Origin of the sequence: Ideonella sp. A 288 (assembly GCF_002198735.1) — a bacterium.
In the GTDB taxonomy this organism is placed as follows: Bacteria; Pseudomonadota; Gammaproteobacteria; order Burkholderiales; family Burkholderiaceae_C; genus Pseudaquabacterium.
In genome coordinates, this window is sequence record NZ_MWLO01000141.1 from 96,232 (window position 1) to 109,996 (window position 13,765).

The 13,765-nt window shown below is 72.4% G+C and carries 13 protein-coding genes; 8 read left to right on the top strand and 5 right to left on the bottom strand.

The annotated features are described in order from the left end of the window. Positions 1-62: 62 nt before the first annotated feature. Positions 63-1,481 (bottom strand): decarboxylating NADP(+)-dependent phosphogluconate dehydrogenase, encoded by a 1,419-nt coding sequence (gene gnd, locus EOINJALH_RS22720; RefSeq protein WP_088284391.1) that lies wholly within the window; start codon positions 1,479-1,481, stop codon positions 63-65. A gap of 150 nt (positions 1,482-1,631) precedes the next feature. Between gnd and EOINJALH_RS22725 the strand changes: the two genes are divergently transcribed. The 6 genes from EOINJALH_RS22725 (at position 1,632) to EOINJALH_RS22750 (ending at position 8,236) form a co-directional block, all read left to right on the top strand. Then, the gene (locus EOINJALH_RS22725) at positions 1,632-2,804 is read left to right on the top strand and encodes a diguanylate cyclase (RefSeq protein WP_088284393.1); all 1,173 of its coding nucleotides are present in this window, start codon (positions 1,632-1,634) and stop codon (positions 2,802-2,804) included. Positions 2,805-2,911: 107 nt separating this feature from the next. After that, entirely contained in the window at positions 2,912-4,096 is a 1,185-nt protein-coding gene (locus tag EOINJALH_RS22730; protein WP_088284512.1) for a CaiB/BaiF CoA-transferase family protein, read from the top strand. Then, positions 4,093-4,485, top strand: a complete 393-nt coding sequence (locus EOINJALH_RS22735) for a VOC family protein (RefSeq protein ID WP_088284395.1) — start codon at positions 4,093-4,095, stop codon at positions 4,483-4,485. The genes EOINJALH_RS22730 and EOINJALH_RS22735 overlap by 4 nt, the downstream gene beginning before the upstream one ends. A gap of 116 nt (positions 4,486-4,601) precedes the next feature. Next, positions 4,602-4,895, top strand: a complete 294-nt coding sequence (locus tag EOINJALH_RS22740; protein WP_088284397.1) for a hypothetical protein — start codon at positions 4,602-4,604, stop codon at positions 4,893-4,895. Between the two features lie 260 nt (positions 4,896-5,155). Then, positions 5,156-7,807: a serine/threonine-protein kinase gene (locus tag EOINJALH_RS22745; RefSeq protein ID WP_088284399.1), complete on the top strand. Its 2,652-nt coding sequence runs from the start codon at positions 5,156-5,158 to the stop codon at positions 7,805-7,807. A gap of 33 nt (positions 7,808-7,840) precedes the next feature. After that, entirely contained in the window at positions 7,841-8,236 is a 396-nt protein-coding gene (locus EOINJALH_RS22750) for a hypothetical protein (RefSeq protein WP_144290135.1), read from the top strand. Between the two features lie 54 nt (positions 8,237-8,290). Here the strand turns inward: EOINJALH_RS22750 and EOINJALH_RS22755 are convergent, their stop codons facing one another. From EOINJALH_RS22755 to EOINJALH_RS22770, 4 genes are all read right to left on the bottom strand, one after another. After that, complete coding sequence (locus EOINJALH_RS22755) at positions 8,291-9,571, bottom strand: DUF418 domain-containing protein (RefSeq protein ID WP_158219855.1); 1,281 nt, start codon at positions 9,569-9,571, stop codon at positions 8,291-8,293. Continuing rightward, positions 9,568-9,906 (bottom strand): hypothetical protein, encoded by a 339-nt coding sequence (locus EOINJALH_RS22760; protein ID WP_088284405.1) that lies wholly within the window; start codon positions 9,904-9,906, stop codon positions 9,568-9,570. The genes EOINJALH_RS22755 and EOINJALH_RS22760 overlap by 4 nt, the downstream gene beginning before the upstream one ends. Positions 9,907-10,066: 160 nt before the next feature. After that, entirely contained in the window at positions 10,067-10,621 is a 555-nt protein-coding gene (locus tag EOINJALH_RS31925; RefSeq protein WP_158219856.1) for an ECF-type sigma factor, read from the bottom strand. Between the two features lie 83 nt (positions 10,622-10,704). Further along, positions 10,705-11,628, bottom strand: a complete 924-nt coding sequence (locus EOINJALH_RS22770) for a LysR family transcriptional regulator (protein WP_088284409.1) — start codon at positions 11,626-11,628, stop codon at positions 10,705-10,707. Between the two features lie 75 nt (positions 11,629-11,703). Here EOINJALH_RS22770 and lysA point away from each other — a divergent pair, with 75 nt between their 5' ends. Beyond that, positions 11,704-12,930 carry a diaminopimelate decarboxylase gene (lysA, locus tag EOINJALH_RS22775; RefSeq protein ID WP_088284411.1) on the top strand — a complete coding sequence of 409 codons (1,227 nt, stop codon included), beginning with the start codon at positions 11,704-11,706 and terminating at the stop codon, positions 12,928-12,930. Positions 12,931-13,031: 101 nt separating this feature from the next. Then, positions 13,032-13,748 carry a hypothetical protein gene (locus EOINJALH_RS22780; protein ID WP_088284413.1) on the top strand — a complete coding sequence of 239 codons (717 nt, stop codon included), beginning with the start codon at positions 13,032-13,034 and terminating at the stop codon, positions 13,746-13,748. Positions 13,749-13,765 lie beyond the last annotated feature (17 nt).

Consider the following 13,765-nt stretch of genomic DNA (forward strand, 5'->3'; position numbering starts at 1 on the left):
AACGACACCACTGCCAGCAGTGCGGGCGCGGGCCGGGCGGCGCGGAGCACGCGAGGGGCCGATCAGATCACCTCGGGCCACACGGTGTGGAACCACTCGCCCGCGGGCCGGTCGATGCGCTCGTAGGTGTGGGCGCCGAAGAAGTCGCGCTGCGCCTGCAGCAGGTTGGCCGGCAGGCGCGCGGTGCGCAGGCTGTCGTAGTAGGCCAGCGACGCGCTGAAGGCCGGCACCGGCACGCCCTGCGTCACGGCCAGCGCCACCACCGCACGCCACGACGCCTGGCTGCGGTTGAGCACCTCGCGGAAGAAGGGCGCGAGCATCAGGTTCTGCAGGCCGGGGTCGGCGCTGCAGGCCTCGGTGATGCGGTTCAGGAAGCGCGCGCGGATGATGCAGCCGCCGCGCCAGATCGACGCGATGCCGCCGAGGTCGAGCGCCCAGCCCTGGCGATCGCTCATGCTGCGCATCAGCGTCAAGCCCTGGGCGTAGCTGACGATCTTCGACGCGTACAGCGCGTCGTGCACCTGCGCCACCAGCGCCGCGCGGTCGCCGCCGATCGCCGGCAGCGGGCCCTGCAGCTGCGTGCTGGCCGCCACGCGCAGCGCCTTCTGCGACGACAGCACGCGCGCCTCCACGGCGGCGTTGATGGTGCTCACCACCACCGCCTGCTCGGCGGCGTTGACCAGCGTCCACTGGCCAGTGCCCTTCTGCCCGGCCTTGTCGAGGATGAGGTCGACGACGGGCAGGCCGGTCTGCGGGTCCTTCTGCGCCAGCGCCCGGCCGGTGATCTGGATCAGGTAGCTCTGCAGCTCGCCCTCGTTCCAGCGGTCGAACACCGCGGCCATCTCGTCGGTGGACAGGCCCGCCGCCTTCAGCAGGCTGTAGGCCTCGCAGATGAGCTGCATGTCACCGTACTCGATGCCGTTGTGGATCATCTTCACGTAGTGGCCGGCGCCGCCCGGGCCGATGTGGCGCACGCAGGGCGCGCCGTCGACGCGCGCGGCGATGGCCTCGAAGATCGGCCGCAGTTCGTCCCAGGTGCTGTCAGGCCCGCCGGGCATGATGGCCGGGCCCTTGCGCGCGCCCTCCTCGCCGCCCGAGACGCCAGCGCCGACGAAGCGCAGGCCCAGCGCCGCCAGTTGCGCGTCGCGCCGCTCGGTGTCGGTGTACAGGCTGTTGCCGCCGTCGATGACGATGTCGCCGGCCTCGAGCAAGGGCACCAGTTGCCCGATCACCGCGTCGACCGCCGCGCCGGCCTTCACCATCAGCATCACCTTGCGCGGCCGCGCCAGGCTGCGCACGAAGTCGTCCAGCGCATGGAAGCCGGCCAGGTGCTGGCCGGGGTGCGCGGCGACGAAGGCGTCGGTGACCTCGGGGGTGCGGTTGAACACGCTCACCTGGAAGCCGCGGCTTGCCATGTTGAGCACCAGGTTCTGGCCCATCACGGCCAGGCCGACGAGACCGATGTCACTGGGGCGGTTCATGGCGCGGGCCGGCGCAGGGCGCCGACGAAAAAGGTGGCAGGTCGGGGCATTGTGACCGGCTGCACGCCCCGCGCCAGGGCGCACGGCCTCAAGCCCTGGTGGCGGCAGGCCGACAACCCGGCGAAGGTGGCCCGTCCAGGGCCATGGCACATGCTGCACGTCGACGTTCTCAGTGGCTACGTGGTCTGCGGCGCCGGCTCGCTGGTCGGTGCAGCGATGCTGCGCATGGCCGAAGCCAACGAGCCGCGCACGCAGGCGGCCTTGCAACGGTGCGGCTGGGGCTTCGTCACACTGGGCCTGTCGCTGCTCGTGACCCTGCTGGGCGACGGCCTGCGCCACCCCTTGGCGCAGTTCACGCTCACGTTCGGCAGCCTGGCCGGGCTGGTGCTGATCGCCGGGGGGCTGGGCCAGTTGCAGGGCCGCAGGCTGTCGGCAGTCTGGACGGGCGCGTTGACCGCCGGCTTCGCCGTGGTGACGGCCGCCACGATGGCGGCAGATGACCGGCTGTTCGGCCTCGCCTACGCGGCCTCGCTGGCGGCCGCGGGCTCGCTGACGGCCTGGCTCACGCGCGGCTTCATCACCAGCCCGCGCGACAGCACCGAGCGCGCGCTCGGCGCTGCCCTCGCGGCGATGGCCCTGTCGGGCTGGCTGCGGCTGGGTGTCACGCTGGGCGACACCGGACCCGCGCGCCTCGACCTGCTCTACGCGCCCGAGCCGATGCGCTCGGCCTTCGGCGTGCTCTATGGCGTGTTGCCGATGATCGTGGCCACGCTGCTGCTCGGCCTGGTCAACACCCGGCTGCGCCAGCAACTGCGCACGCTGGCCATCACCGACGAACTCACCGGCAGCATGACCCGCCGCGCGCTGCGCGAACTGGCGCCCCCGCTGATCGAACAGCACCGGCAGCGCCGCCACGACGTGGCCGTGATGATGCTGGACCTCGACCGCTTCAAGACCATCAACGACACCTACGGCCACGCGCGCGGCGACGCGGTGCTGCAGGTGGCCGCGCTGGAGCTGCATTCGCAGCTGCGGCCGGACGCGCTGCTGGCGCGCTATGGCGGCGAGGAGTTCGTCGCCGTGATGCCCATCGAGGACCTGCCCGCGGCGCGCCGCGTGGCCGAACGGCTGCGGTGCGCGATCGCCGACACGCCCTGGTCGGACGGGCTGGGCATCGCCGAGCCGGTGACGGTGAGCATCGGCGTGGCGATGGTCGGCCCCCACGAGACGCTGGACGACACGCTGACCCGCGCCGACCAGGCGCTGTACCGCGCCAAGCGCGAGGGCCGCGACCAGATCCAGGTGAGCCTGTCGGTGGCGTGACGGCGCCGGCCAACGGACCCGCCGGCCCATTGCATCGTCGACCCCGAAAGGTCCACCCGCACAATCGGCAATGGACGCGCGCCGCGCCGCGCTGCATGCTGCGGGGCATGGCTGACACCCCCCTCCCCCCAGGCGCCGCGGGCGCCGGCCCGCTGGCCGGGCTCAAGGTGATCGAACTCGGGCAGCTCATCGCCGGCCCCTTCGCCGCCAAGACGCTGGCCGACTTCGGCGCCGACGTCATCAAGATCGAATCGCCCGACGGCGGCGACCCGCTGCGCAAGTGGCGGCTGCTGAAGGACGGCACCTCGGTGTGGTGGCAGGTGCAGTCGCGCAACAAGCGCTCGGTGGCGCTGGACCTGAAAGACCCCGAGGCCCAGGCCGTGGTGCGGCAACTGGCCGCCGATGCCGACGTGCTGGTCGAGAACTTCCGCCCCGGCGCGATGGAGGGCTTCGGCCTGGCGCCGGACGACCTGCTGGCCGCCAATCCGAGGCTCATCGTGCTGCGCATCAGCGGCTACGGCCAGACCGGGCCCTACCGCGACAAGCCCGGCTTCGGCGTCGTGGCCGAGGCCATGGGCGGCCTGCGCCACCTCAGCGCCGAACCCGGCCGCACACCCGTGCGCGTGGGCGTGAGCATCGGCGACACGCTGGCCGCGCTGCACGGCGTGATCGGCATCCTGATGGCGCTGAACGAACGCCACCGGAGCGGCCGCGGCCAGGTGATCGACGTGGCGCTGTACGAGGCCGTCTTCAACTGCATGGAGAGCCTGCTGCCCGAGTACAGCGCCTTCGGCGCGGTGCGCGGCCCGGCCGGCAGCGCGCTGCCGGGCATCGCGCCCAGCAACGCCTACGCCTGCCGCGACGGCCACGCGCTGGTGGCCGGCAACGGCGACAGCATCTTCCGCCGGCTGATGGCGGCCATCGGCCGCGACGACCTGGGCCGCGACCCGGCGCTGGCCGACAACACCGGCCGCGTCGCCCGCGTCGACGAGATCGACGCCGCCATCGGCGCCTGGACGGCCACGCGCACGGTCGACGAGGTGCTGGCCGCGCTGGACGCCGCCGCCGTGCCCGGCGGCCGCATCTACACCGTGGCCGACATCGCCCACGACCCGCACTACCAGGCCCGCGGCATGCTGCAGACGGTGGCGATGGACGACGGCAGCCTGCTCACCGTGCCCGGCATCGTGCCCAAGCTGTCGCGCACGCCCGGCGGCCACCGCCGCAATGCGCCCGCGCTGGGGCAGGACACCGCCGCGGTGCTGGACGAACTGAGGGCGCAGCGCCCATGATCGACCACCTCGACCACCTGGTGCTCACCACCGCCGATGAGGCTGCGTGCGTCGACTTCTACACCCGCGTCCTCGGCATGCGGCTCGACGCCTTCGTCGGTGGCACGCCGCCGGTGGAGCGCAAGGCCTTCGCCTTCGGCGCGCAGAAGATCAACCTGCACGTCAAGGGCCGCGAATTCGAGCCCAAGGCGCACACGCCGGTGCCCGGCGCGCTGGACCTGTGCTTCATCGCCAGCGTGCCACTGGCCGAGGTGATGGCCCGCCTGGCCGCCGCCGGCTGGCCGATCGTCGAAGGTCCGGTGCTGCGCACCGGCGCCACCGGCCGCATCCGCTCGGTCTACCTGCGCGACCCGGACCTGAACCTGATCGAGGTGTCCGAGCCGGTGTGATGCAGCGCCCAGGCCGACGGCATGGGCCGTCCGCCACGGGCCCGGGCTTGTCCGGTCTGGCGCGAGCACCCCGTCTGATGGGTGCAGCGGGCTTCAACCGCCGGAGTACCACCACCATGCACCAGACAGCCGCCACGGCCGACCGGGCCGAGATCGCCGGTCAGGGCTTCGACGCGGACGAGCTTGCCGCGCGGGGGCTGTCCATCGTCGTCGAAAACACCAGCGACGAAGTGATGCAGGGTGCCGTCGTCCGCGTGCCGCTGCCGCCCCGCTGCACGCTGTCCGACCCCGATGGGCTCAATGCGATGCACGGCCTGCGCATGGGCCTCGACCATGCGCTGTGCCTGACCATCGACCGGCTGCAGCCCCACGACAGCCTGGTGATCGTCGTGGCGCTGCGCACCCACTGAGGCCCTGCTCGCGTTCGGTCGGCCCATGCAACACGCCAGGCACGGGCGCGAATCCGGCCCGGCCGCACGGCGCTGACCAGGCCGTGCGAGGGTCGGTGCGGCCCCGCCACCGGCGCGCCCATCATGAAGTCGAATGACGACGGGTGTCCGCTTTGCGGCCAGGATCGCGTCTGTCATGCCATGGCCGTGCGATCCCGCCGAGGCCGTGCCTGCTGCCGGCCCAGGGCAGTGGCGAGCTCGCCGCACCATTGCCTGCACCCATGCCTTTGACCGCCGACCAGATCCGCGACCTGAGCCGCCTGCTCGACGAGGCGCTGGCCTTGCCCGTGGACGAACGCGAGGCCTGGCTGGCGGCACTGCCGGCGGCCCGGCAGGCCCTGGTCGAACCGCTGCGTCGGATGCTGGCGCAGTCGGGCGCCGACACCGAGGGCAGTCTGCTGGCGACGCTGCCCCAATTGGACGGACTGGCCGCCGACGCAGGCGACAGCACCCCGGCCGAGGCGGCCGAAGGCGAGCGCGTCGGGCCCTACCGGCTGCGCCAGGTGATCGGCCGCGGCGGCATGGGCGCGGTGTGGCTGGCCGACCGCGTCGACGGCATCTTCGAACGCGAGGTGGCGGTGAAGATGCCGCGCCTGTCGCGCCACCCCGGGCTGGCCGACCGCATGGCGCGCGAGCGCCAGATCGGCGCGCTGCTGGAGCATCCGCACATCGCACGGCTCTACGATGCCGGCATCGATGCGCTCGGCCGCCCCTATCTCGTGATGGAGCGCGTGCAGGGCGTCAACCTGATCGCCCACTGCGATCGCGAGGGGCTCGATCTGCGGCAGCGCCTGGGCCTGATGCTGCAGACCTGCGCCGCCCTGGCCCATGCCCACCGCCTGCTGGTGGTGCACCGCGACATCAAGCCGTCCAATCTGCTGGTCGACCACGGGGGGCAGGTCAAGCTGCTGGATTTCGGCATTGCCCGTTTGCTGGACATCGACGGCCCGATGACCAACAGCCTGAGCGATGGCAGCCAGCGCACGCACACGCCCCGCTACGCCGCGCCCGAACAGCGGCAGGGCGATCCGGTGAGCACTGCAGCCGACATCTACTCGCTCGGCGTGGTGCTGCACGAGATGCTCACCGGCACCCTGCCCGATGCGCCGGCCGACCAGCTGAAGGCCGGCCGCGCCGGGCTGGACCGCGACCTGCGGGCCGTGCTGCGCCGGGCCCTGCGCGACAACCCCGACGAGCGCTACAGCTCGGTCGAGCGACTGGGCGACGACCTGCGCCGGGTGCTGTCGGGGCACCCGGTGACCGCCGAGCCGGCGGCCCCATGGCACCGCGCCGCGCTGTTCGCCCGCCGTCACAGCCTCGCTCTGGGCGCGGCGGCCGTGGTGCTCGGATTGATGGGCTCCAGTGCTGCGCTGTATGCGAGTCAGCAGACCCGCACCCGGGTGCAGGCCGACCGCGCGGCGCAGGCGCGCGAGTTCCTGTTCGACCTGTTCGAGGACGCCGAGCCACTGGACGGGCAGACCGGCGCAGAGGTCACCGGTGTCCGCATGGCCCAGGCCGCCCTGGCACGCGCGCGGCTGGGCTTTGCCAGCCAGCCGGACCTTCGCGCGCAGGTGCTGGTCGAGCTGGGCGTGCTGTTCCGCCGCTTCCAGCAGCCCGCCGAGGCGGAATCCATCCTGCGCGAAGGCCTGGCGCTGCTCGAACGGCACGCCGAGCGCGACGACCCCGCCTTGCAAATCGCCCGCGCGCAACTGGCCCTGCAACTGCTGGTCAGCCCGAGTGCCGAGCGGTCGAAGGAGGCCGATGACCTTGCGGGCCAGGCGCTGGCCGGCTGCCCCGCGACCAGCGCCCGCTGCGCCAAGGCGCGGGCCTACGCCTACAGCGCCTGGATGCTGTCGGCCAACGCCCGCGGCGACACCGACGCGATGGTCGTCAATGGCCGCCATGCGGTGCGCGAGCACGACGCCGCGTTCGGCCCGCGCCACGCCGAATCGGCGATGGCCCGGCTGCACCTGGCCATCATGCTGCGCAGCACCGGTGCCCTGCGCGAGGCCGCGGAGGCGCTCGATCAGGCCATGGCCACGGCCGCGCAGGTGCCGATGCGTGCGGCCGACGCGCAGCACCTGCGCCTGAACCAGGCCCTGAGCCTGGCCGATCTGGGCCGCCACCAGGACGCCGTGTCGTCGCTGCAGGTGCTGTCGGTCGCCGAGGGTGGTGCCCCCCTCGGCGCGCTGGTGAGGAGGCTGCTCTCGCAGTCGATGTACGCCCTCGGGCGCTTCGAGCAAGCCCTCATCAACGCCGACGAGGCCTTGGCCACCGCGCGCGACGACGAGCCCGGCAGCGAGCGGCTGTTCGCCCGCCAGGCCCGCGCGCGCGCCCTGTCGGCGCTGGGCCGCCACACCGAGGCGCTGGCCGACATGGAGGCCGTGCGCACCGGGCTGGTCCGGCTGGGCCTGGCGCCCGGCAGCGTGTCGTTGCTGCGCGCCCGGCGCATCTCAGGCGAGGTGGCCCTGCGCGCCGGGCGCATCGCTGAGGCACGCGCCCTGCTCGACCCGGTGCCGGCCGCGCACCGGGGCAGCGATCCGGCGCATCCGGTGGCGCCTGTCGACCTGGCACTGGCGCTGGATCTGCTGGGGGCGCTGGAGCGCCAGGCCGGTGCTGCCGCCACCGCCCGCACGCGCCATGCCGAGGCACGGTCGCTGCTCGCCGCCGCGCTGCCCGAACCGCATCCGCTGCGGCGACGCAATGCGCTCGAGGCCGCGCTGGCCGAGGCGCGCCTGCCGGGTGCAGCGCCGTCCGCCGCCGCCGACGCAGCGCGGAAGTACCTGGAGCTGCTGCCTGCCGATTCGGCATGGCGGCCGATGGTGAACGCCCTGGCTGCCGACCCGGCCGCCGCGGCCCCTTGGGTACTGTAGACAACGCACATCGGAGGAACCATGCATCGATCCATGACACGCCTTGCCCCACCCGGACGCTGGCTGATGCTCGCCCTGGCGATCGCGGCCAGCGGCTGTGCATTGCCCCTCACCCCCGTGCCCAGCGCCCGGGCCACTACACCGACAAGCCCCGAGGCCATTGCCATCTGCAAGGCCCTTGATGACGCGCTGAGTGCCTTTGCCACCCTGCCGCGCGACTCGATCGACACGTCGACCCGGGCCATGCGGATCTCCATCATGTGGAGCAAAGTGCCGACGCCCTACCCCAACAAGATCTGCAACCTGTCCACCCAGGCGCAGCAGGGCCTGCTGCTGCTGTTGGCCGAGAACCCGGATCTGCAATGCCAGGCGGCCTGTGGCAGCAGCAAGAGCGACGCCTGCAGCGCCAGCTGCAGCCCGACGCGCTGAGCCTGGGGCCGTGGCGGCACCGGCCACGCCGGGCGCCGCCACGGCCTTGGCCTGTCAGCGGATCAAGGCGGCCGGCGCTGCCCTGCCGGATGGCCGGCCATAGGTCCATCCGGCCCACAGGGCCTCCAAGGGGCCGCGCTCGTGGCGCGCCAACCACCACAGGCTCCATGGCACCTGGACCGCGAAGAAGATGGCCAGCGCGAGCGCCACCCCGGCGGCCGGGCCCACGTGCCCCCACAGGCCCAGGCCCCAGCCCTGGAAGATCAGCAGGCACAGCACCGTCTGCATCAGGTAGTTGGTGAGCGGCATGCGACCCGCCGCCGCCAGGGGCGCGAGCAGGCGCGGGCCTCGCGGGCCGTGGGCGATGCGCGTGATCAGCAACACGTAGAAGATCGTCATCGACAGCCGACTGAACCAGTAGCACAGCCCGCCCAGCACCTTGATCGGCGACGGGCCGGGGGCACGGTTCAACTCGAAGATCAGGGTGAAGCCTGCCCCGCAGGCCAGCCCGATCGCCAGGGCCCACCACATGAGGCGCCGGATCTGCGGCATGAGCTCCGGGATGCGCGCAGCCCAGTGCCGTCGCCCGGCGAGCACGCCGACGAGCATCGTCAGCAGCATCTGCACGTACCAGCCGAAGCTGCCCCAAAGCGACCAGCGGTTGCCGTAGGCATACGCCATCACACGGGCGTTCTCGACCACCATGTCGGCCAGGCTGCCGTGACCGTAGGCCGCGTTGTTGCTGGCCTCGAAAGCCTGTGCCTGGGCCACGCGCATCGCGGTGATCTCGGGCGTGACCAGCTGAAGCCGCAACAGGCCGGCCGCCAGCGGATACAGCAGGCACAGCCCGATCAACACGACGATGCCGCGGTCTCCCATCCGCGCCAGCCCGAACAAGGCCACGATGCCCAGCACGGCATAGACGTGCAGCACATCGCCGGTCCACAACAGCACCGCGTGCAGCGCGCCGAGCAGCGCGAGCAGGACCAGGCGCCGAAGGTACAGGGCAGGGGTGCGCGCCGGGTCGCGCTCGCGCATGCGGGCGTACTGCAGCGTGAATCCGAGCCCGAACAGCATCGAGAACATGCTGTTGAACTTGCCCGAGAAGAGCATGTCGCGCAGTTGCTCGGCCGCCTGGTCGATGGCGCCTGGCCACTGGTGCGCGCCATCGGCCTCGGCGAAGCCGGAACTGCTGAACATCGGCATGTTCATGATCAGGATGCCCATCAGGGCGACGCCGCGCAGCACGTCGAGCGTCCAGATGCGCTCGCGCGCCGGCAGGGCACAGGCCGCTGCAGAGGCCGGACCGGACGCCGCCTGCTGGCGGGCGGTCATTGCGCCACCCCCGTGCCGTCGGGCATCGGGCGGGACGCCCATCGATGGGTCGGGCGCGGTTGCGGCCACGGCAGGCTCTGCAGGCAGGCCTGGGTGGCCTCGTCGACCGACCGAGCCTGGTTCATCCGGAGGCGCACGCAGTGGGCCAGCACCCGCTGGCGGTGGGCCAGCGCCGACGCCTGCAGGGCCCGCGGCACCGGCGGCCCCCAGGGCAGGGCCCCGGACTGAGCCGCCTCGGCCTGTGCCGGTGTCGGCGCTGCCGCAGCGCCGTGGGCCGAGGTCGATGCGGCCAGGCCGCAGGCCAGGAGCCAGGTCACCGAGTTCCACATCGTCATGGGCGTCTCCACTGCCAGGCCCGTGCCTCGATGGCGGCCCGACACAAACCCAGACGCCGATCGGGGACGAAAGAGGACAAGCCCCCCCTGAGTCGGCCCTGGCACGGGTGCGGCCGCATCGGCACCCCCACGCCGCCGCCGTGGGGCGCCCGCGCCCCGCTCAGTTCCTGAGGATCGCGTCGAGCAGCAGGCGGGCCCGGTGCCAGTCGCGGCGCACGGTGCGCTCGGTGAGGTCCAGCGCCTCGGCGATCTCGGTTTCGGTGTAGCCACCGAAGTAGCGCATCTCAACCACCTTGGCCAGGCGCGGCTCGGCCTCGGCTAGGGCGTCGAGGGCTTCATGCACCTGCTGCAACTCCACCTCGGCGGCGGGAAGCTGGTTCAGCACCTGGGTATCGAGCGTCTGCTGCTCGCAATCGCCGCCACGGCGCTGGGCCTGGCGTTCGCGCACGGCGTCGACGATCACCGAGCGCATCACGCTGGAGGCATAGGCGAAGAAGGCCCGGCGGTCTTCGGCGCGGATCGCTCCGCCCTTGAGCACGCGCAGGTAGGACTCGTGCACCAGCACCGTGGTGTCGAGGCAGTGGCTGCGGTTGCCGCCGCGCAGGCGCGAGCGCGCGAGCTTGCGCAGCTCGCCGTAGGCGGCGGCGAACAACGCGTCGCGCGCGCCGGTTTCGCCGGCGCTGGCACGCTGCACCCACTCGCTGATCTCGGTCACCCTGGCCCTCCGATGGCCATGGGATGTTAGGGGGGACGGGCAAGGCCGGTATCCCCAATCGTAGGGATGAAGCCGCCGGGAGCTCAGGCCTTCCGCGACAGCCCGACCAGCCGCGCCTGCAGCGCCGCGGCCGCCTCGAACAGCGCGCGCTCGAAGGGCTCGGCCAGCGGGCTGGGGGCGCGCAGCTCGGGCCTGACCAGGCCCACGTGGAAGGGGATCGACACCGACAGCGGCCGGATGTGCAGGCCCGGGCCGGCCAGTTCCAGCGCCGTCAGCGGGTTGACGATGGCCACGCCCAGGCCCTGGCGCACCAGCGCGCACACGGTGACGGCGCTGGCCGCCTCGACCGCCATCGTGCGCGCCACCGCCTGGCTTTCAAAAAGAGCGTCCACCGCCTGACGGTACGGATCGGCCCGCGCGAGGCTGACGAAGGCCTGCCCGGCGAAATCGCGCGGGCGCAGCACGCGCCGGGCCAACAAGGGGTGGCCATCGGGCAGCACGGCCACCTCGTCGGCCTGCAGCAGCGGCTTCAGCGCCGTGGCCGGCGGCGCCTGCCGCGCCTCGACCAGGCCGAGGTCGAAGCGCTGCTCGGTGAGCTGCTGCTCGAGCAGCGGCGACTCCTGCGAGGTGATCGACAGACCGGCCTGCGGATGCCCCAGCAGGAAGCGGCGCGCGGCGTCGGGCAGCAGCGCATGGCCCAGCGCCGGCAGGCAGGCCAGCGCCAGCCGGCCTTGAGCGAACTCGCGCAGGCCCGCGGCCGCGGCGGCGATGCGCTCCAGGCCGATGAACGAGCGCTCCACCTCGTCGAGCAGGGCCATCGCCCGCACCGTGGGCCGCAGCCGGCCGCGCACGCGGTCGAACAAGGCCATGCCCAGCGTGCGTTCGAGCCGCGCGAGTTCGCGGCTGACGGTGGGTTGCGAGCTGCCCATGGCATCGGCCGCTCGGGTGACGTGGCCGGCGGCCATCACGGCGCGGAACACCTCGATCTGGCGGTGGGTGAGCTTCATGCATATCGATTTTGCATGATCCAGTCGAATTTCTGTCATTGCATGCATTGCGAGGCCGACGCACCATCGCGTCCCATGAACCCTTTCGCCCCGACCCTCCTGCGCCAGCTGGCGCAACAGCACGGCACGCCGCTGTGGGTGTACGACGCCGACACCGTGCGCGAGCGCATCGCCGAACTGCGGCCTTTCGACACCATCCGCTTCGCGCAGAAGGCCAACGCCAACATCCACCTGCTGCAGCTGATGCGCGCCCAGGGCGTGCGCGTCGATGCGGTGTCGCTGGGCGAGATCGAGCGCGCGCTGGCCGCCGGCTACGCGCCGGGCGACGCCGGCGAGATCGTCTTCACCGCCGACCTGCTGGACGCGGCCACGCTGGACCGCGTGGTGCGCGAGCGCATCCCCGTCAACGCCGGGTCGGTCGACATGCTGCACCAGCTGGGCCGGCGCTCGCCCGGCCACCGCGTGTGGCTGCGCATCAACCCGGGCTTCGGCCACGGCCACAGCAACAAGACCAACACCGGCGGCGAGCACAGCAAGCACGGCATCTGGCACGAGGACCTCGCGCAGGCGCTGGCGGCCATCGGCGCGCACGGCCTTCACCTGGTGGGCCTGCACATGCACATCGGCTCGGGCGTCGACTACGGCCACTTGCAGCAGGTGTGCCAGGCGATGGTGGACCTGGCCGCGCGGGTGACGGGTCCGATCGAGGCCATCTCGGCCGGCGGCGGCCTGTCGATCCCCTACCGCGACGGCGAACCGCGCATCGACACGGCGCACTACTTCAGCCTGTGGGACGACGCGCGCCGCCGCATCGCCGCCGCGCGCGGCCACGCCATCCAGCTGGAGATCGAGCCCGGGCGCTTCCTGGTGGCCGAGTGCGGCGTGCTGGTGGCCGAGGTGCGCGCCACCAAGGCGATGGGCGCCAACCACTTCGTGCTGGTCGATGCCGGCTTCAACGACCTGATGCGGCCGTCGATGTACGGCAGCCACCATGGCATCGAGCTGCTGCCGGCCGACGAGCGGCCGCGCGCGCTGCGCCCGTCGGTGGTGGCCGGGCCGCTGTGCGAATCGGGCGACGTGTTCACGCAGGGCGAGGGCGGCGTGGTGCTGTCGCGCGAGCTGCCCGAGGCGCAGGTGGGCGACCTGCTGGTGTTCCACGATGCCGGCGCCTATGGGGCCTCGATGTCCTCCAACTACAACAGCCGACCGCTCGCGGCGGAGGTGCTGGTTGACGGCGGTCAAGCGCGGCTGGTGCGGCGGCGGCAGACCATCCAGGAACTGCTGGCGCTCGAGATGCTTTAGCCAGATCAACGACTTGGCTACAAAAGGTGTCGAGACTTCACGCCGCGCGGAGGAGTGCCTAGCATCGGGGCCAGGAGGCGATCCGTGTGGATCGGGCACCCATGAGACCGTTCAACGACACCGCCGCGCTCGGCACTTCACAGAGGGCCGTGCTGCCGATCCCGCTGGCGGTGCCCCTCTCGGAACCACCGGCCGCACCGCAGTTGGTGGTGCGGGTGGCCCGGCCGCAGGACGCGCCGGCGATCGATGCCTTGCGTTTCGCCTCTTACGCGGCGGCGCCTTGGTTCCCCGGTCTGGACATGTCGGCATTGAAGCGCGAGCGCGACCACCCCGACACCCGGGTGCTGCTGATCGAGCGCGACGGCATGCTGCTGTCCACCGTGGCCGTGACGCTGCTGCGCTCGGCACGTGCCGTGGGCGACCTGCTCGAGAACCCAGTGCCCGACGACCTGGCGGACGAACTGCCGGCGGTGGTGCTGCAGCGCGCGGCCTCGGCGGTGGGGCAGCGCGGCCTCGGGCTGCTGCCGATCATGCGGCACCACTACATCAGCGCCGCCCAGCGCTGCGGCGCACGGGTTCTGTTGTCGGCCCATGCGGCGGGCACGCCCAACCTGTCGTGCATGTCCAAGCTGGGCTACCGGCTCACGCCGGTGGGCCTGCGGCGGCCTGAAAACAGCGTGCTGGCGGCCGATACCCAGGTCATCGTCTCCAGCCTGCCGCGCAGCCAGTTCGCCACCGCCCTCGACGGGCTCGAATCGAACTATCCCGAGGCCCTGGCCAACTCGCGCTGGCGCGGCGAGCCCCTGCGGCTGGCCTGAATCCACCCGCAACGGGA

Excerpts from the sequence above, each read along its gene's own strand:
- gnd (WP_088284391.1), bottom strand. The coding sequence starts at position 1,481 with ATGAACCGCCCCAGTGACATCGGTCTCGTCGGCCTGGCCGTGATGGGC.
- EOINJALH_RS22740 (WP_088284397.1), top strand. The coding sequence starts at position 4,602 with ATGCACCAGACAGCCGCCACGGCCGACCGGGCCGAGATCGCCGGTCAG.
- EOINJALH_RS22725 (WP_088284393.1), top strand. The coding sequence starts at position 1,632 with ATGCTGCACGTCGACGTTCTCAGTGGCTACGTGGTCTGCGGCGCCGGC.
- EOINJALH_RS22745 (WP_088284399.1), top strand. The coding sequence starts at position 5,156 with ATGCCTTTGACCGCCGACCAGATCCGCGACCTGAGCCGCCTGCTCGAC.
- EOINJALH_RS22770 (WP_088284409.1), bottom strand. The coding sequence starts at position 11,628 with ATGAAGCTCACCCACCGCCAGATCGAGGTGTTCCGCGCCGTGATGGCC.
- EOINJALH_RS22760 (WP_088284405.1), bottom strand. The coding sequence starts at position 9,906 with ATGACGATGTGGAACTCGGTGACCTGGCTCCTGGCCTGCGGCCTGGCC.
- lysA (WP_088284411.1), top strand. The coding sequence starts at position 11,704 with ATGAACCCTTTCGCCCCGACCCTCCTGCGCCAGCTGGCGCAACAGCAC.
- EOINJALH_RS22780 (WP_088284413.1), top strand. The coding sequence starts at position 13,032 with ATGAGACCGTTCAACGACACCGCCGCGCTCGGCACTTCACAGAGGGCC.
- EOINJALH_RS22750 (WP_144290135.1), top strand. The coding sequence starts at position 7,841 with ATGACACGCCTTGCCCCACCCGGACGCTGGCTGATGCTCGCCCTGGCG.
- EOINJALH_RS22730 (WP_088284512.1), top strand. The coding sequence starts at position 2,912 with ATGGCTGACACCCCCCTCCCCCCAGGCGCCGCGGGCGCCGGCCCGCTG.
- EOINJALH_RS22735 (WP_088284395.1), top strand. The coding sequence starts at position 4,093 with ATGATCGACCACCTCGACCACCTGGTGCTCACCACCGCCGATGAGGCT.
- EOINJALH_RS22755 (WP_158219855.1), bottom strand. The coding sequence starts at position 9,571 with ATGACCGCCCGCCAGCAGGCGGCGTCCGGTCCGGCCTCTGCAGCGGCC.